Source organism: Lactiplantibacillus sp. DA1 (assembly GCF_032681335.1).
GTDB lineage: Bacteria > Bacillota > Bacilli > Lactobacillales > Lactobacillaceae > Lactiplantibacillus.
In genome coordinates, this window is the sequence record NZ_JAWHTQ010000003.1 from 130,329 (window position 1) to 147,197 (window position 16,869).

The 16,869-nt window shown below is 45.1% G+C and carries 17 protein-coding genes; 2 read left to right on the plus strand and 15 right to left on the minus strand.

The features are described 5' to 3' along the window. Positions 1–55 precede the first annotated feature (55 nt). The 7 genes from RXV91_RS05655 to RXV91_RS05685 all read right to left on the minus strand — a co-directional run bounded on the left by RXV91_RS05655 (position 56) and on the right by RXV91_RS05685 (position 7,161). Positions 56–1,528, minus strand: a complete 1,473-nt coding sequence (locus RXV91_RS05655; RefSeq protein ID WP_316439058.1) for a UbiD family decarboxylase — start codon at positions 1,526–1,528, stop codon at positions 56–58. A gap of 351 nt (positions 1,529–1,879) precedes the next feature. Further along, on the minus strand, positions 1,880–1,993 hold the full coding sequence (locus RXV91_RS05660; RefSeq protein WP_316439059.1) for a hydrolase: 114 nt from the start codon (positions 1,991–1,993) through the stop codon (positions 1,880–1,882). A 34-nt stretch (positions 1,994–2,027) separates the two neighbouring features. Next, the gene (locus RXV91_RS05665) at positions 2,028–2,285 is read right to left on the minus strand and encodes a bacteriocin immunity protein (protein ID WP_316439060.1); all 258 of its coding nucleotides are present in this window, start codon (positions 2,283–2,285) and stop codon (positions 2,028–2,030) included. A 160-nt stretch (positions 2,286–2,445) separates the two neighbouring features. Next, positions 2,446–3,186: an alpha/beta fold hydrolase gene (locus RXV91_RS05670; protein ID WP_316439061.1), complete on the minus strand. Its 741-nt coding sequence runs from the start codon at positions 3,184–3,186 to the stop codon at positions 2,446–2,448. Positions 3,187–3,374: 188 nt separating this feature from the next. Next, positions 3,375–4,469, minus strand: coding sequence for a PTS sugar transporter subunit IIC (locus tag RXV91_RS05675; RefSeq protein ID WP_316439062.1), 1,095 nt, complete (start codon positions 4,467–4,469; stop codon positions 3,375–3,377). 188 nt (positions 4,470–4,657) lie between these two features. Beyond that, positions 4,658–6,067, minus strand: coding sequence for a subtype B tannase (locus RXV91_RS05680; RefSeq protein ID WP_316439063.1), 1,410 nt, complete (start codon positions 6,065–6,067; stop codon positions 4,658–4,660). Between the two features lie 188 nt (positions 6,068–6,255). Beyond that, the gene (locus RXV91_RS05685) at positions 6,256–7,161 is read right to left on the minus strand and encodes an EamA family transporter (protein WP_316439064.1); all 906 of its coding nucleotides are present in this window, start codon (positions 7,159–7,161) and stop codon (positions 6,256–6,258) included. 195 nt (positions 7,162–7,356) lie between these two features. Between RXV91_RS05685 and RXV91_RS05690 the strand changes: the two genes are divergently transcribed. Continuing rightward, positions 7,357–8,058: an esterase gene (locus RXV91_RS05690; protein ID WP_316439065.1), complete on the plus strand. Its 702-nt coding sequence runs from the start codon at positions 7,357–7,359 to the stop codon at positions 8,056–8,058. 170 nt (positions 8,059–8,228) lie between these two features. On the opposite strand, the gene RXV91_RS05695 is transcribed toward RXV91_RS05690, so the two are convergent. After that, entirely contained in the window at positions 8,229–9,152 is a 924-nt protein-coding gene (locus RXV91_RS05695; RefSeq protein WP_011101982.1) for an amidohydrolase family protein, read from the minus strand. Positions 9,153–9,251: 99 nt separating this feature from the next. Between RXV91_RS05695 and RXV91_RS05700 the strand changes: the two genes are divergently transcribed. Continuing rightward, entirely contained in the window at positions 9,252–9,875 is a 624-nt protein-coding gene (locus RXV91_RS05700) for a TetR-like C-terminal domain-containing protein (protein WP_316439066.1), read from the plus strand. Positions 9,876–9,957: 82 nt separating this feature from the next. On the opposite strand, the gene RXV91_RS05705 is transcribed toward RXV91_RS05700, so the two are convergent. From RXV91_RS05705 to RXV91_RS05735, 7 genes are all read right to left on the minus strand, one after another. After that, on the minus strand, positions 9,958–10,260 hold the full coding sequence (locus RXV91_RS05705) for a winged helix-turn-helix transcriptional regulator (RefSeq protein ID WP_316439067.1): 303 nt from the start codon (positions 10,258–10,260) through the stop codon (positions 9,958–9,960). Positions 10,261–10,362: 102 nt separating this feature from the next. After that, positions 10,363–11,250 (minus strand): ROK family protein, encoded by an 888-nt coding sequence (locus RXV91_RS05710; protein WP_316439068.1) that lies wholly within the window; start codon positions 11,248–11,250, stop codon positions 10,363–10,365. A 192-nt stretch (positions 11,251–11,442) separates the two neighbouring features. Beyond that, positions 11,443–13,200: an ABC transporter ATP-binding protein gene (locus tag RXV91_RS05715; protein WP_316439069.1), complete on the minus strand. Its 1,758-nt coding sequence runs from the start codon at positions 13,198–13,200 to the stop codon at positions 11,443–11,445. A 28-nt stretch (positions 13,201–13,228) separates the two neighbouring features. Then, the gene (locus tag RXV91_RS05720) at positions 13,229–13,765 is read right to left on the minus strand and encodes a MarR family winged helix-turn-helix transcriptional regulator (protein WP_021731037.1); all 537 of its coding nucleotides are present in this window, start codon (positions 13,763–13,765) and stop codon (positions 13,229–13,231) included. Between the two features lie 255 nt (positions 13,766–14,020). Further along, positions 14,021–14,962, minus strand: a complete 942-nt coding sequence (locus RXV91_RS05725) for a LacI family DNA-binding transcriptional regulator (protein WP_316439070.1) — start codon at positions 14,960–14,962, stop codon at positions 14,021–14,023. 5 nt (positions 14,963–14,967) lie between these two features. Continuing rightward, positions 14,968–15,777, minus strand: a complete 810-nt coding sequence (locus RXV91_RS05730; RefSeq protein WP_316439071.1) for a Cof-type HAD-IIB family hydrolase — start codon at positions 15,775–15,777, stop codon at positions 14,968–14,970. A gap of 126 nt (positions 15,778–15,903) precedes the next feature. Then, complete coding sequence (locus RXV91_RS05735) at positions 15,904–16,557, minus strand: nitroreductase family protein (protein ID WP_316439072.1); 654 nt, start codon at positions 16,555–16,557, stop codon at positions 15,904–15,906. Positions 16,558–16,869: the final 312 nt, after the last annotated feature.

The following is a 16,869-nucleotide window of genomic DNA, read 5'->3' on the forward strand; positions in this document are numbered from 1 at the left end:
AATCTTTTAAAATTACGAGCTAAACAGCATTATGAATCAAATTAAGCTGCGCAGCCTATTTCAAATATTTCTCCCAGTCATCAACTTTCATGAATTGGGCCCGTTCGAATTGATCCTTCATATCGAATGGGACGGTCCCATCAATCACTAGTTTAGAACTCATGCCACGGAAACGGATCGACTTCGGATCATATTGTGGCCGTTCAGATGGATCCAATGGATGATTTCGCATCCCGGATAAGACCATCAAGTCTTCATCCGCTTGGAAACGGGTGTTCATCGTCCAAATCACATCGTTCATATCGAAAATATCAACATCCTCATCAACTAAGATAACGGTCTTTAATTCCTTAAAAGCTGAGAATGCCAACAAAGCTGCTTGCCGTTGAATGCCTTCATCCGCTTCATTTTCTTTATGAATTTGCATGATGGTCATTAGCTTCCCACCACCAGCCGGCGGATTATAGACGTTGAGCACTTTGCCAGGAATAGCCCGATCAACTAATTGCAAAATACTTGCTTCAGTTGGAATCCCAGCCATGCTGACATGTTCTTCGGATGGCCCGATAACACTTTGCATAATGGCATTTTCCCGGTGCGTCACCGCCGTCACCTTAATCACTTGCAAGGCCGGATTAGCATCACCATCATACCCTGGGAATTCAGGCATTGCTTTACCCGTATGCGTATTGATATCTTCTTGAATACGTTCATTAGGCATGATGTAGCCCTCCAACGTGTATTCAGAACGTGCAATTGCTTGTTCATCAACGGTCACCCCGTCAACTAACTGAACAGCTTGATTCCGAATCGCACCAGCAACACCTAATTCGTTATAGCCGAATGGCGTGGTCGGTGGCTCAAAAGTCGCACCAATGGTAATCGCCGGATCCAAACCAATATTAATAGTAATTGGCATTGGTTTGTTAGCTTTTTCATATTCCTCAGCAAAAGCACCAATATGCCGACCTCCAGGCATAATATAAATACCTAGTTTGTCTTTATCTTCAAGTACCATTCGGTGAATTGTAACATCACTCTTCGACTTGTCCATACTTGAGCCAAGCACAACACCGACTGTAATGTAAGGGCCAGCATCTTGAGGCGTATTCGTTGGGGCAGCAACTAACTTTCGAATATCGAAGCCTTCATCAGTCGCTTTATAAATAACATCGTGAGCAGGTGCATCCGCTTCAGCGACCGTTTCTGGTTCAACTGGATGTGAAACTGCTTCGTTTAAATATTGACCTAACGTTTGGTAATCATGATGGAACATCTCACCAACGCGTCGGCGACTAGCCATTAATCCGGTTAAAACCCGGGTATCAGGAAATCCTTTAACGTTATTAAACATCATTGCAGGGCCTTCTTGAGTTGGCCGCTGAACGGTCCCACCAGCACCAATGTACCGATAAACACCAGAAAGTTCTGCATTTGGATCAACTTCTACGTCAGTTTCATGATAGTTCTTTGGATCATCCTTGATTTCATCAAGTACCCGGCGTAAATCCCATGGTTGTTCTGCCATTTCATTCATCTCCCTTAAAGTTTACAAGACTATCATACGGCCAGTCGTAAGCGGGTTCAATTCGGATTCAGCGGATGTGTTATTCATGAATGGAATAATAAAGTTTCGACTGATTACCATAATCAATTGAAAGCATCGTCGATCTAATCAGCAGTTACAGTCTCCTAAGATTTGCCATAACAATCTAAGTAAAATAACGAGTACATATGATACTAGTTATCATTTAGTAGGATTAATGAGTAAATCATGCATGACTAAAGCCCCATGAATTAACTAGTTTTGTAACTAGTTAATTCATGGGGCTTTTATTACTTACTACTAAGGATGGTCAGCAGATTCGTACCAAATACACTACATGAAAAACGACCGCTTAACCTGACGACTAAACTCGTATAATGCCAAAACAATCGTAATTAACCACCCGGTCGTCAGTAGCGCTTTACTGATTGCTAAGATTCTTCGCATGGTCGCACCACCTCCAAGACGTGCAACTGGCCCATTACGCACTCAAACGATGACTGACAGATAACAATTCACTGACTAATAAATTTTCAGTTGGCGTCAAACATAATTGTTTGGTAAAAATATTATAAGTCAGCTTACTCGTCAACTGCTTAATCAGGACATGGTCAAGCTGAGGCGCCTGTTTCAATTGTTGGTGTGCCTTCAAGAGTGCTACCCGAATTTCTTGATTCGCTGCAGTTGGTGCTAATTCTTGATATAAATCTTGAATAATTCCCTGTACTTCACTTTTCACGTTGCACACCTTACTTTCAGAAAAATAACTACTCTTAGTATAGGCGTCTCACATCAAAAGATTAAGGTTATTTTTATTAAACCTAAATCTAATTTGAGTCTACTGTAGCTAATAATATCAACGTTAACCAGCTCAACCTTTTACTAGCAAGTGGCAGTTGTTATTTGAAAACTCCTAGGGCTAAGCGAATCGCTGTAGACCGCGCATCCCCACTAAAGCGATGGTCACCGTCCTGAACCCAATGCAACTGACTGTGCTGATAAACCTCATGATATTTTTCAGACGCACGCGGTGAGACCACCGTATCAGCCGTGCCGTGAATCAACGTCACCGGACCAGCATACTGCTGAGCTACCTCATAAATCGGCAACTGTTGCGCGGTCCGCAAATAAAAGCCACCAACTTTTAGGTCATCACGAATATTTAAATAAGCCGGAATGTGCTGTGGATCATAGGTCGCACCTTGCAGGACACCTTGTTGCGCATCAGTCTTTAACGTTGCGGCTGGCGCCATTAATACAAGTTGGTCAATTACGTCTGGATAATATCCCGCTAGCATACTTGCCACCACTCCGCCTTGTGAATGACCAGCCAAGACGATGCGTGAATAATGCAAGGCTAAGGCTTTATCCAAAACAGCTTTAGCATCCGCAATCTCATTAACAACCGTCATATCTTGAAAACGCCCCTCACTACGGCTATGACCATTAAAATCAAAACGCAGAACTGCTAGACCATGGGTAACGAGGGCCTGTGCTAGTTGGGGGACGAATTGAGTTGTATCGTAACCCATATCAGCCGTAAAACCATGCATCAAGATAACCAACGTCGTGCTTGGCGTTATTGGTGTCTCCAGCCTCGCTTGTAAAGCCAACCCATCCCGTTTAATTTTGAAATCCATTAGTTGTCATCTCACTTTTCATTACTTACACTTTTAATATAGTGGATTGGTATTCTGATTGACAAGTAATTAATTGGATTGATCACTTAACCTCAGGCAATCAGCTAATACCATACAAAAGGCCTGCTTCTATGACGGTAATCATTAGTCATAGAAACAGGCCTTAGTTTGAGCATCCAAATCTCACATTAAACCACTTCCAACTGTAACTGCCGCGATTCAACCCACTTCGCCGCCACTAGTACGCGGTACAGTACGATTGAAATAACGGCTGGCATCAGGACGCCCGTCAGCAGGTAGACCACAAACTGGTTAAAGTTAGTCGAAGCTAACGAAATTGGCGCAATCAGTGAATTCAAACCTAAGCCTGCTAACTTGTAGCTCGTTGAAAAGTGGAAAACCATTGTCGCAACTGGCGCAGAAACAATGGCCGCAACCATTGGTGGAATCGCTAAACGCGGATTCACCAGCAAGTTTGGAAATTGGACTTTAGGCGTAATAATCCCCTGCGCGATATTGGCCCCCAAGTTGTTTTGGCGAAAAGACATAATCGTAAAGCCCACGAACTGGGCGGTCGTTCCAATCAAGGCTGCGCCAGACGACACTGGATCCAACATCACAGCAACGGCCAGTGCCGCCGAAGAGGCTGGCGTCATCAGGAATAAGGCCCAAGCGAGCGAGACCGCCATTGACCCCATCAACGGGTTAACTTTCATCGAGGTCGCAATGAATTTACTCAACCAGACAAGCGCTGGTGTCGTCACTGCTGCTAATCCCAAACCAACCACCGCACCAACAAAGGTAGCCGCTAATGGCACTAGCATCATATCAAGCGGTGTCTTACCCGTTAAATAATTACCGACCAGCACCGCTACCAGCCCAGCCGCAACTGCTGAAATCGGTTGTCCAGTGGTAAAAACAGAACTCTGGGCCGCCTGAGCTAATGTATGTCCAGTAGCCGTTACGCCGTTAGTAGCTGATTGTGAGAAATACACCGCGTTGGCACCAATCGTGGATGAAATCATGGCACTAAACGTGACCAGCGTATTACTGTTAAGCATCGTCGCAATGGCGACCCCAAAGGCTGGTCCTAGTAATACTTGCGCAATCGCCCCTATTTGATACAACGCCGTCCAGTGAACAAAATTAGCAAGTGATTGCAATAGCAACCCAATTCCCAAACAAACCAAAATTGCATTAGAAACACCGGCTGAAACTTTATAAACGTAATCCATGGTACTCATCTTATGTGTCGCGTTATCCGCGGTAGTTTTGGTTTCCATATGTAAGCCTCCATTTAAATTAATAAGAATATGATTAGAGAAATATGAGAATAGCTACATTTAACCATGAGTTATGAAAATTGTCAACGTTATTTTCAGCATTGTTCTAATAACGACATCATAAAAAGAATGACCAGCAAGCTTTGGTACAGCTGCTGGTCATTCTCATTCAGGTTAAAACATTCAAATTATTGACACAAGTGATCAATCCAGGCGAATAATTCCCCTAAATCGTAATCGCCACTATGTGGAATGTCCCATGGTAACGCAAAGTCAACATCATAGCCCTGATTTTTGAGCATCGTTGCTAGAATGATTGGAATCGCAAAACTCGTATCCCGGTCAGCTGCGCCATGACGAATCCGCCAATGTTTAGCAACTTGTGCCTGTTGTGTTAATAAGTAGCTGATTGGATTAACCGCCTTGACAAGATCATCATCGGCCAGTTGAGCCGTAACCGTACTTCGTGCCTGCGACAATGCTGTAAAGTGCTTGCCTAGCACCAGCGCATCACCAAACAAATTATTTTCAGGACTGTCCAAATCCAATTGGTCAAATGCTGGTACGGCTTTCATCCGTGTTAACGATTTCAGATAGGCTGTCAAATCTAGTTCAGTCACTTGACCAGCCGTGACGGTAAAACCCGCATACTTATGAATATCAGTTCCTTGGTCCAGCGCATTTTGTGCCGAAGCCATCAATAAGTGGCGGACGACTTCACGAAAAGGGCCAGTACCAGCCGCTGTCACGGTCAACGTCGTTCCGTCAGTCGCTTTTAACCCCAAGTGATTCAAATAATCCCTAAATTGGCGTTTTAAAGTCGCTGAAAGTGCCTGCGCTTCAGAATCCAACACACCACTAACTGGTTCAAATTGCGGACGCCCGTTCACAGCGGTTCCCGCTACTGGTTGATATCGGTACCAGTCATTGATGTCGTTAAATTGCCACTCATAGGCCATGTCTGCGTGTTCCAGATTATGAATCGGGCAGTAAGCCGACACCGCAAAGATATCGTCAGTCGTTGGTGCCGCACCAAGCGCGGTTAACGCCGTTTCAAAATAGGCGCTATTTCCACTAGTCCCCGCTAAAGCGGAAGTAGCACCCCCGGCACTCGTTCCATTCGTGATAATCCGATTCGTATCACCTGGCAGCCGCTTCTGGTTATACTTAACGTAGCGAATAGCCGCCTTCATATCTACGATAAAGGCCGGTGCCTGTCCGACCCGTTGGCCTGACCCATCAAGCGTGGTACGTCCTCGAATCCCGGCGGCCACCACCACATAGCCTCGTTTTAGCGCCTGCTGAATCGTGGTCGCATTCGTTGGCCATGCCGTTCGCTGTGGATCATCCGCTGGACCAGGCATGTAGCCACCAACCGTATTAGGCATCAAGATTGGCGCAGTCGTTCTTTGATAACCATTAACTGAACCATCATGCAAATAAGCTGCTGGCACAAATACATTTAACACCTGAATACTTGCCACCGGATGCTGAACATACAGAATATCTCGGGCCGCATAGTAATGGACCGTTTGACCTGCAACTTGGACTTGTTCAGGAACCAACCAGTCAGGATCAAAGATTAAGCGCTCAATCATCTCTCCACCTCCGTTTCTATCTAACCGTTACTTTACCCCTATTATCAAGTTTAAAGCAACTCCCTTTAAATAATCTATTATTAATTGCGAATAATGATGCTAAGGCGATTGATGACCTTTCAATAGCATGTGTGTCTATTGAATAGAGCCATTAATTGATTCTGTGTTCCATTCAAATCACTTAGTACTCACTTGGGGACAAACTGATTCGCACGAGTGGCGGCAAATTGCAAAATAGTCACCCCAACAATCATCATCGCACCAATCAGTCCGACCCAATTAAAGTGAACGTGTAAAAAGAAGACACTTAAAATAGTGGCTGCTAATGGTTCAATCGCCCCCAAAACACTCGCGGTCGTTGGTAAGATAAATTCGAGGCTTTGCAGAAAAAATAAGTAGGCTAGCATCGTCCCAAAAATCACTACAAAACTGACTTGCCCCCATGCAGCCCAGGTTAGCTGTGGTGAATGACGCCAAGCTCCCGTTCCAATCAGCACTAGGAACCCACCAATTAACATCGACCACCCAACAATAGGCGTGGCGCCATACCTCGTTAGTAACTTGGTCGGCATCAACGTGTAAATCGTCGCCCCAACTGCAGCCAACAAGCCCCAAATAATTGCAATTACTGGTAAAGCTAGCGAATGAGTCCGGCCTTCCGTAACGATTAGAATCGTCCCAATAATCGCCGAGATTACAGAAATGACGTCTACCTTACTGGGGAGCTGCCAAGTGGTGGCGGTAATGAAAATAATAATCATGACCGGTGACAAAAATTGCAGAATCGCTGCCATCGCCGCATTTCCCGTACTAATGGCCATAAAATAAGTCAGTTGAACACCAGCCATCCCGAACAGGCTGAACACAATCAGACGCACTGTTGCCCGCGAGTCGTGAAACACCGCCATTACGGGTAACCGACGACCAAGTCCATATAATATTAATAGCCCCCCTGATACTAGCATCCGCACCGCAACTAGCCACAGTGGTGAGATGACCGTCGTATCAAATAAATGCTGCGCCACCGTTCCCGAACTCCCCCACAAAAAGGGGCCCACACTGGCTAACAATAACCCCACCGTTTTCTTTTGCATTCAATCCACCTCCAAAAGTCACTAGTCTTAGTCTAACAAGCACACCTTAACTTTCCAATGGCCTTTTCAAAACTGGCTTGAATGTCTTACTTAACAAACTAACGCTGATGCAACTTTGATGACCATATAATTAATTTCATAATTGACACCGCTAAAGTGGTAGGCTAATCTTATAGCGGGGTATGGAGGTGTCAAATGAAACATCAAAAATTAATTTATTGGTTAGTTGGGATCTTTGCTGTCGTCTTCATTGGTGGCGCATTGATTATTCCAACACCAACCATTAAGCAACAAGTTGTCAGCATTGGCAATGCCATTACGGGGAATACTAAAACTAAGGGCGCCACGCATACCGTCTCGGATAGTGCCCTTGGCGAAAAATATCAATTATCAACGAGTGAAATTCACGCACTACGCAAACTTAAAGTAACCGGTATCGGTGATTCAATCATGGTCCGCACCACGAGTGACTTAAAACAAATCTTTGGCCATTTTAACGTTGACGCCAAGGTTGGTCGCCAAGTGTCGGAAGCACCAGCCGTCATTAGCCAATTAAAAGCTGATAATGCAATTCAGAAAAACGTGCTAATCAACTTGGGGACGAACGGTCCAACGAGTGCCGCCGAAATCGATGGGATCATTGATCAGATTGGCAGCAACCACCAGATTTACTGGGTCAACACCCGCGTTCCAGGCAAAGATTGGCAAGACCCTAACAACCAATTGATTGCCGCGGCCGCTAAAAAATATAACAATGTGCATCTCATTGATTGGCTATACGTTGCGCAAGACAACGACAACTGGTTTGTCAAAGATAATTTACATCCCAACAGTCTTGGTGAACGTGAATATACCGCAACGGTCGGTCAGACAATGGCTAAAACAGCAACACCATAGCCACTTTATTATTAGACGAGGGTTCTGATTACTTGCATTACCCGTACAGCAGATTAGCCCAACTAATTATGCTAACAACAACGTAAAAGACCGGAACACCAGTAATTAACAGGTGTTCCGGTCTTTTAATATTGGTCACGCCAAAAATTTAACAGTTATCCTAACATCACTTACTCAGTCAGTAAGCGATGGGCGTTATCGTAAAAGATCGCTTGTTTCTGCTCATTTGTTAATAGATCAGTCGTTGCTAAAGCGTGACCTAATTGCCGCGAGCCATCTAACGGCGTATATGGAATATCACTCCCGTAAAGTAGGTGCTCAGGCTGAGCCAAGCTCATTAAAGTTGGCAACTGCCTTGGTAGCACGGCTCCAGCTACATCAAAATAAACGTGGTGCATCACATCGTAAACATCCACTTGATAAACCTTCTGAGCATATTGTGCGATTCGATCATCAACAATTCCCAAAAAAGCACCAGCATGCGGTATAATCACCTTGATATTAGGATATTTTTCAAAGAAATGATATTTCAACATATTAATAAACGTCATCGTGGTATCCATGAAGAATCCCAACAATGGCACTGGTAAATCAATATCAACGTTTTTAGGCAAGATTGCTGGTTCATTTGGATGCAAAGCCACAATCGCTTGGCGAGCATCTAGTTCTTGGTAGACCCGTTCCAAGACTGGTGATCCAAAGTAAAGTCCACGTGAGTTGGTTGGCACTGTGACGCCTAAAGCACCATCCTGGTCCAAAGCCTGTTGCACCGTTTTGACAGCATCCAGTTCATAAGGGATTGGTAGACTCGCCAAGTATCCTAATTGATCTGGATATTGCTGGGCTAAGCTTTTACCATCGTCGTTAGCCGCTTCAACTAAGCGTATGGTTTCCGCCTTATCACCGAAGTTCACGTGTGGGGATGATAACGATAAAATCGAGTAACTAATATCATTATCACGCATAAAGTTAAGCGTAAGTTGTGGTGTCCACTCAGGTGTCGGCCAGCCATCAGGATCACCTGGAACATGACGCTTTAGTGCCTCAACGTAACTCGTTGGTAAATAGTGGGTATGAAAATCAATTTTTGACATTATCTGCACCTCGTTTTTTAGAATAACCATAGTCTAAGACCAAACGAGTGCGTTGGAAATGTACAATTGATGTCGAATTGACCATTTACAGGAGGTGACATGATGACAACTAACTATCCGCTTGTCGTACAGAAAATGTTCGCAACTGTCCCAACACTACTGACAGTGACCCCCATCTTTAAATTGACTGTCACCATGGTCGTCAAAGCAGCACACGTTAGTCGTGGGAGTTTTTACAGTCACTTTCAAGATATTTACGACTTCATTCACGCTTTCGAACATGCTTTAATCGAACAAGCAACCGTTTCAAAGCAAGTCCTTAACCAAGGGATTCAAGCTGCCTTGGTTCATCCTGACCCGCGGAATGCTTATCCAACCTATCTGGAACTAACAACGAATATCAACACCCAATTGGCTAGTTTTCAGGCCTTGCTTGGCCCCCATGGTGATCCACAGTTTCTTGATCAGTTTCAGGCCGGTCTCATTGATAATTTACTCGCCACTACTGAGCAGGCGCCCTTAAATCATCAATATTTCCAGTCGATTCCGGCTGACTACGCCATGCCAATCTACTTTAGTGGCGTACTGGCAATTATTCAGCACTGGCTGACCAAGTCCCATCCGGAGCCACCTGAAGTGGTCGCCAACATTATCGTTCAGAGCCGCTACACCGCAGCTTACCATCTCTTTTCCGATCGTCCGCTTGGGGACGATAATAACTAGAAACCAAACTAAAAACTGGTCATAATCCCATAATTGTGGATTACGACCAGCTTTTAGTCACGACAGTCAATACTTATTATATTCAGTGCATGGCCACGATCATTTGATCGCCCCACACTTCCAACTGATGCAGTTGCTTTTGAAAACTAATGCCCGCAGTCGTCAACTGAAATTGATAGTTCCCTCCAGTCGCAACTAATCCTAATTCGGTTAATTTAGCTAAAACATTCAGTAGTTTAAGCGTGCTAAGACCCCTAACTCGCTGGCGCAAATTCATAATCTCAGTTGGCGCCGCCTTCAGGTTGATCAGCACTAACGCAGCCCACCGGTCATTGAGAACGCCTAACCCGACTTTCGTGCCAATATTTAGATCACGCATTACCATCAGTCCATACTTCCTTACTTAGAATTTATAATTATTATGACTATTCTAAGTAAGTTGGCGTTGAAATGCGAATAACTTGTTTGGCATCGACTTTCCAGACTTTTATTCTCGAATATCCGGATACGTCTGACAAAAGTCAACGACCGCTCCTCGTAAATTAGCTTCATCGGTGAAATGACAAGCCACAACCTCTGGTTTTATAGAAGCAATTTTGACCGTTGCCCGCAATTTTTCAATTTCAGCATTGATTGCTGGGAGTAAGTGCGGATTATTCGAGACCGCCCCGCCCATCACGATCAATTCCGGGTCAAAGCTGTATTGTAAGTTGTAGATGGCCCGCGCTAAGGCCCGAACCATAACTTGAACTTCGGCTTGAGCATCAGCATCACCCTTGGCAGCCAGTTCAAACACGGTTTGCCCGTCTAGCTCAGGTTGAGCTGGATGGCTCGCGTTGTATCGCTTCGCAACAGCTACCGCGGTACCTAACTCACTTAAGATCTGATGGTCATTCATGAGCGTGAATCCAAACTCACCACCGAATAAGTGCGCGCCGTGCCAAATTTGATGATTCACAATGACCGACCCACCAACACCGGTTCCCACAATTAAGAAGCACAGGCTAGCAACCTGTTTCCCAGCCCCATCCGCCAATTCAGCCAACGCCGCACAATTGGCGTCATTTTCTATACTGACCGGTAATTCAAAGCGTCGTTGTAATTCCGGCTGAATCCGAAAATTATGAATATACGGCAGTGCGCTGGCACCCTCAATAATTCCAGTTGCCTTGTTGACAGCCCCGGGCGAGCTAATGCCTACGCCAGCAATTTGATAATCGCGTTTCATCTGCGCGACCTGCGTGGTTAGCAAAGTGTAAAATTCAGCTAGTGTTGTGGGCGTCGTCACTTTGGCCTTAGCAACTAATTGCTGATCTTGCCACACAGCAAACTTAATGGTCGTGCCACCAATATCAATAACTCCTAATGACTGCATCGTTTTATCATTCCTTTATCAATTAAACTAGTTATCATAACAATGATAGCGCTTAATCCAGTAAATGTATATTCTTTTATAATGACAATTCATCCCGACATATTATATCAAATTATGCTTTTCTAACCGATACTGGACAACAAAAACAGTTGATTACCACGTGCCCACGTCATGGTAACCAACTATTTTCAGTTAATCTTTAAATTGAATTTTAACGTAATCCCGATAGAGTGGAACGTTCGCCATCAGCTCTTGATGCGTACCTGAACCACTCACATGCCCATCTTCAATGAAGTAAATCTGATCCGCATCCACGATTGTGCTCAGCCGATGGGCGATCACTAGGGTCGTCCGGCCCTTCATTAACTCACCGAGCGCTTGTTGGACCATCGCTTCTGATTCAGAATCCAAACTAGCAGTCGCTTCATCGAGCATCAGAATCTTGGGGTCCCGTAGAAAGGCCCGTGCAATGGCTAACCGTTGCCGTTGACCACCACTGACTTTAACCCCACGTTCGCCAACTTGCGTCTCAAGGCCATCCGCCATGGCACGTACAAAGTCAGCCGCAGAAGCCAATTCTAAGACGTGCCACAACTCATTGTCGGAGTATAACCGATCAGCACCGTACGTTAAGTTTTGACGAATCGTGCCGGCCATGATTGCCGAGTCCTGACTGACATACCCGATTTGTGACCGCCAACTATTGAGACTTAGTTCATTAACATCTTGCCCGCCAATACTAACTTCACCAGCAGTTGGTTGATAATAACGTTCCAGAAGGCCAAAGATAGTCGACTTACCACCACCAGACGGTCCCGCAAACGCCACCACTGTATTTGGTTTAGCTTCAAAACTGACATCGTGCAAAATTTGTTGATCATCATCATAGGCAAAGTCAACATGGTGCATCGCCAAAGTCTCATTGGCGACTGCGTGTTCAACACCAACTGTTAATTGTTCTTCCGGTTCATTCAACAACTCCCGAATCCGAGCCGTCGAGCCACTGGCCTTTGCTAACGTGGTGAAGAACTGACCAAGCATCCCAGCTGGGCCAATGATTTGGAACAGATACATTAGAAATGAGACCAAAGTCCCCATCGTCATCGTTCCACTGGCAACCCGCGCAGACGCATACAATAGTACCCCGACGAATAACGCCATCATCGTTGCCGTCATGACTGGACTCGAAATGGAATCATAGATGGCTTCGCGTAGCCCAATCCGATATAACGTCTTGATTTGGCGTGCACCCGTTGTCGTTTCGACGGGTTCAGCATTTGACGATTTCACTAAGCGAATCTCACTCAGCGTTTCTTCTGCCGTCCCACTAAAATTAGCTAGAGCATCTTGGCGTTCATGACCAATCTTGCCAGTTTGACGCATAATTGGGAACATCACCAACAGGACAGCTGGAATCGCCAAGACCATAATCAAGGTCATCCGCCAATCCATCAAGACCATGATGGCAATCGCCCCCACTAGTTGCATCAACGACGTCACGACTTGCGGAAACGCGTTAGCGAGCAAGTCTTTGATCTGCGTCGAATCATTGACCAACCGCGATGTCATTTCACCCGTCTTAACGTTATCAAAGTAGCTAACCGGCAACCGCACTAATTTATGCCACAAAGTCCCCCGTAAGTTAGCAACAACATTTTCACCAAAAATCCCCAATAAGGAACCGGATAACGCGCTGATGACCGCACTGATTAGGAATAAGCCAATCACACCAATTAGTAAGGTCTGATTAACGCCGTGACTAAACCCATTAATCAACGTTTGGGCAAACTTGGGCACCATCAACTGCGCACCAGTCGCCAATAAGCCTAATGTCAAGCCCAACCAGAGTTGCCAATAACGAGGGCTAGCGTGCCGAATCAATTGTAAGAATTGTTTTAAATCAAATTTACCACCCGCCGGACGCGAGTATGCTGCTTGTGGTCGTTCCATCTGCTCTTATGCCTCGTGTTTCTAAAGTTTAATTAAACCAATGATGCCCATGACCCCAACCGGGACGTGGACCAAAACCGTGTTGTTGACCAAATTGCATTAAATCTTGAATATCGATGTCATCCGCATTGGCCCGCAACTTATCTAATAAGTGTTGTAACTGATCGCGCTCATCATCCGTCAGATTGCCAAATAACTGATCCGCCAGATCACTCGTTCCCTGCGCGCGATGGTCCGCCATCTCACGACCACGGTCACTTAATCGCACGATCACCACGCGTTTGTCATGAGCACTGGGTTCACGTTCAATCAAACCGCCATCTTCTAACCGATTCAACGTGGCACTAACTGAACTTGGTCGAATATCCAAAATTTCAGCAATCTCCGCATTGGTTAAACCAGCGGGGGCATCCGCCAACACCCGTAAAATGCCCATTTGACCACGCCCGCCACGCTCAGAACCACGGTCGCCAAAATGAAATTGTTGCGCGACCGCCATGACGAAGGCCCGATTTTGAAATAACTTCCCAAAACTACTAAATAAATCACGATTATTAACTGTCATGAATTTTTTGTCCTCCTTGATTTGAATGATGCTTATGTTAGCACGATAGTTAGATTAATACAACAAAAACTAACTAAATTAGTAAATATATTTTTCATTGCGTCAACCAGCCGCGATCTAACGGCAATTATCATCACCAACTTTGATTTTAAATTAATGATCAATGCTGACGATCGCGCAATAACTGAAAAATCCAGTCTTTCTGACAAACAGTTCTCAGAAAGACCGGACTTACGATGATTCAATCTTGGATCCTTAATGATTAATAATGAGCTCAGCTGGTAGCGCAATACTTTGTGGCTGCTCACTGATTGCTAAATCCAGTGCCCGGGCCCCCACGGTCTCAAAGTGATGGTCAATGGTTGGTATGCCTAATACTTCACCAGATAATTGGTTCTCCTGGCCAATCAAAAATGGTACGGGCTGGTGCGCCGCCAAATACGCACGGCGCATTCCTACTGCAATATCATCACCATTCGTCAGTACCGCAGTCACCGGTTCAGTAAGTTGGGCAAAATAAGTGCCAGCACGGGCCCCATCATCCGCCGTAATAATCCCGGTATACAATAATTCAGTTGGTAGCGCCCGCTGATACACTTGTTCATAGGCACTCACCATCGCCTTAGTTGTAGCGCTAGCCTCAAGTGGTCGACTTGTTAAAATTGCGACTCGTTGGTGCCGTCGATGTTTGAGATATGTGAACGCCTCAACGTATGTCGCAGTGCGCTCAGCGTAAGCAGCCGGTAAGGAATAGTCGTGTGGATTCTCACACAGCACAATCCGCCCATACCGTTGATAAGTTGCCAGCCTTTGTAGCGGTAATCCGTGTGACGTAAAAATCAACGCATCATAAGCATGCTGCCGTAGCGCCTCCAAGTATTTCAATTCTAATTGTGGCTCCCACTTGGATGGCAACAACACAATATGATAATTAGCAGCAAACGCAGCGCGCATGATGCCATGTAACAGTTGGGTAAAGTACGGGTGATCCACGTGTGGTAACACGACCCCAATCGTTAGCGTTGCCCCCCGACTTAGATTACGAGCGACTGCGTTTGGCACATAATCCAATTTATCAATCACCGCCTCAATATCGGCACGGGTCTTGGCCGAAACATAATTTTTTTGATTCAGCACGCGCGAAACCGTTGAGACCGAGTAGCCAGATAAGCGGGCAATATCATGAATATTCGTCATCCACGCTACCTCCCAATCAAATGTTCCAAGGCATAAGCCACGCCATCTTCATCATTACACTTGGTGACGTGTTGACCATATTGCTGAATGGTTAGATCAGCATTCCCCATCACAATCGGCAGGCCGACCACCTTCAGCATTGGTAAGTCATTTTCACCATCATCAAAGGCCGCAAGTTCACCAGTGGTTAGATGAAATCGTTCCTTGATAAATGCAATGCCACGGGATTTTTGTGCCTGAGCACTAGTTATTTCTAAATACGTCTGTCCAGACAACTTAACACTAGCGCTGCTACCGACCATTTGTTTAAGGGTCATCGCAAGCGTCGCCATCACCTGATTGTCTAAAGTCATAATCATGATTTTAAAAATAGCAGCTGAATGTTGACTAAATTGAGCGGCATAACTCGCAATCGGTGTTGCTATTTGTCCCGTCAGTTGCTCTTCAGCTCGCGTTCCCGCATCAACTTTTTCCGTCAGCCACTCCGACTGAGTGTAACAGCTCAAGCTGACTGTTGGTGCGGTGGCCTTAATAAAGTCGAGCACCTGCAGTGCCAAGGCTTGCTCTAACGGCGCTGCTTGTAATGCCTGGACTTGATTCTGACGATAGTCAAAAATCAAGCCCCCATTAAAGCCGATCTGGGGCCCAGTTAACCCTAGCGCCTGAATCGCACCACGCATTTCAATAGGTGCACGCGCCGACACCAACGTCATTGGCAAGCCACTTTTTCGCACCGCTTGAACAGTTTGCGGACTCACAGTCCCTTGGGAATTCAACAATGTCCCATCTAAATCTGAAAACAAATAATTAATCATGTCAATATACTCCCCTAAATTATTTTATTAATCGTGCTCTTAGTGTACATGCTCAAACGCGTTCGAGAACAAGCCCGATGACAAAAAAACTCGCGATATTTTCGCGAGTTGAAAAGGTTAGCTCAATTAAATGAATTCAGAGACTTGTGTGCCAGCATAGCGCGTCGTCGTAATCGGTTCGCTAGCTGCCTTACCAATTGCAATAGCCATCACTGGTACATAGCGCTTGGCATCCAAGCCAAAGGTCGTCGCGACTTTATCTGCCGCATAGCCCGCAATTGGATTAGCATCATAGCCATGTGCACGGGCAATCAATAGTAATTGCATTGCGGCCATACTACTATCAATCATCGCATCGGCTTGTAGGAATTCAGGACTCGCATTTTCATACATTGGTAAGAACGTCTTGAAGATCTGATCTCGTTTTTCCGCAGTAATGCGTCCTTCTTCACAAGCTTTATTCCACACGTCCCGATAGACCAAATGCGATTGCGTATCGCCCAGGACAAAAATCATGGCTGAACAAGAATCAATTTGTGGATAATTAAACGGCATTAAAACCGACTTGGCCTTCGCTTTGCCGGCCGCACTATCAGCAACCACAAAATGCCAAGATTGCAAGTTACATGCTGATGGCGCACTGATTGCTTCATCAATCATCGTTTGCAATTCTTCACGGTCAATTTTAACAGTCGGATCAAACTGCCGTACTGATTGACGGTTAAACACCACGTCTTTAAAATCATTATTTTTAATATTAGTCGTCATGGTTGTTGGCATTCTAAACAGCTCCTCTTTTAAAAAATAACAAATTCATCAATCAATCTTATTATAACTGATTTTGTATTTATTTTCACAATTTTTTTTGCCAGCGCTATCGTCACCACTTACTGTTCCGACCAATATTTTTACGCTAGTTGCTTTCGAGAAATTTATTGCTAGCCCCCGATACCATTGAGACAACTTTATTTATCATCAATGACCTAAGACTTATTATTTATTCAATTGCAAAGTTACGCTAAGCAAGATTACATGTGGATGCCAACTGACACTGGGCTATTGTCAAACGATTCTCACAATCGCAACGACAAC

Excerpts from the sequence above, each read along its gene's own strand:
- RXV91_RS05655 (WP_316439058.1), bottom strand. The coding sequence starts at position 1,528 with ATGGCAGAACAACCATGGGATTTACGCCGGGTACTTGATGAAATCAAG.
- RXV91_RS05660 (WP_316439059.1), bottom strand. The coding sequence starts at position 1,993 with ATGCGAAGAATCTTAGCAATCAGTAAAGCGCTACTGACGACCGGGTGG.
- RXV91_RS05670 (WP_316439061.1), bottom strand. The coding sequence starts at position 3,186 with ATGGATTTCAAAATTAAACGGGATGGGTTGGCTTTACAAGCGAGGCTG.
- RXV91_RS05675 (WP_316439062.1), bottom strand. The coding sequence starts at position 4,469 with ATGGAAACCAAAACTACCGCGGATAACGCGACACATAAGATGAGTACC.
- RXV91_RS05680 (WP_316439063.1), bottom strand. The coding sequence starts at position 6,067 with ATGATTGAGCGCTTAATCTTTGATCCTGACTGGTTGGTTCCTGAACAA.
- RXV91_RS05685 (WP_316439064.1), bottom strand. The coding sequence starts at position 7,161 with ATGCAAAAGAAAACGGTGGGGTTATTGTTAGCCAGTGTGGGCCCCTTT.
- RXV91_RS05690 (WP_316439065.1), top strand. The coding sequence starts at position 7,357 with ATGAAACATCAAAAATTAATTTATTGGTTAGTTGGGATCTTTGCTGTC.
- RXV91_RS05695 (WP_011101982.1), bottom strand. The coding sequence starts at position 9,152 with ATGTCAAAAATTGATTTTCATACCCACTATTTACCAACGAGTTACGTT.
- RXV91_RS05700 (WP_316439066.1), top strand. The coding sequence starts at position 9,252 with ATGATGACAACTAACTATCCGCTTGTCGTACAGAAAATGTTCGCAACT.
- RXV91_RS05705 (WP_316439067.1), bottom strand. The coding sequence starts at position 10,260 with ATGGTAATGCGTGATCTAAATATTGGCACGAAAGTCGGGTTAGGCGTT.
- RXV91_RS05710 (WP_316439068.1), bottom strand. The coding sequence starts at position 11,250 with ATGCAGTCATTAGGAGTTATTGATATTGGTGGCACGACCATTAAGTTT.
- RXV91_RS05715 (WP_316439069.1), bottom strand. The coding sequence starts at position 13,200 with ATGGAACGACCACAAGCAGCATACTCGCGTCCGGCGGGTGGTAAATTT.
- RXV91_RS05720 (WP_021731037.1), bottom strand. The coding sequence starts at position 13,765 with ATGACAGTTAATAATCGTGATTTATTTAGTAGTTTTGGGAAGTTATTT.
- RXV91_RS05725 (WP_316439070.1), bottom strand. The coding sequence starts at position 14,962 with ATGACGAATATTCATGATATTGCCCGCTTATCTGGCTACTCGGTCTCA.
- RXV91_RS05730 (WP_316439071.1), bottom strand. The coding sequence starts at position 15,777 with ATGATTAATTATTTGTTTTCAGATTTAGATGGGACATTGTTGAATTCC.
- RXV91_RS05735 (WP_316439072.1), bottom strand. The coding sequence starts at position 16,557 with ATGCCAACAACCATGACGACTAATATTAAAAATAATGATTTTAAAGAC.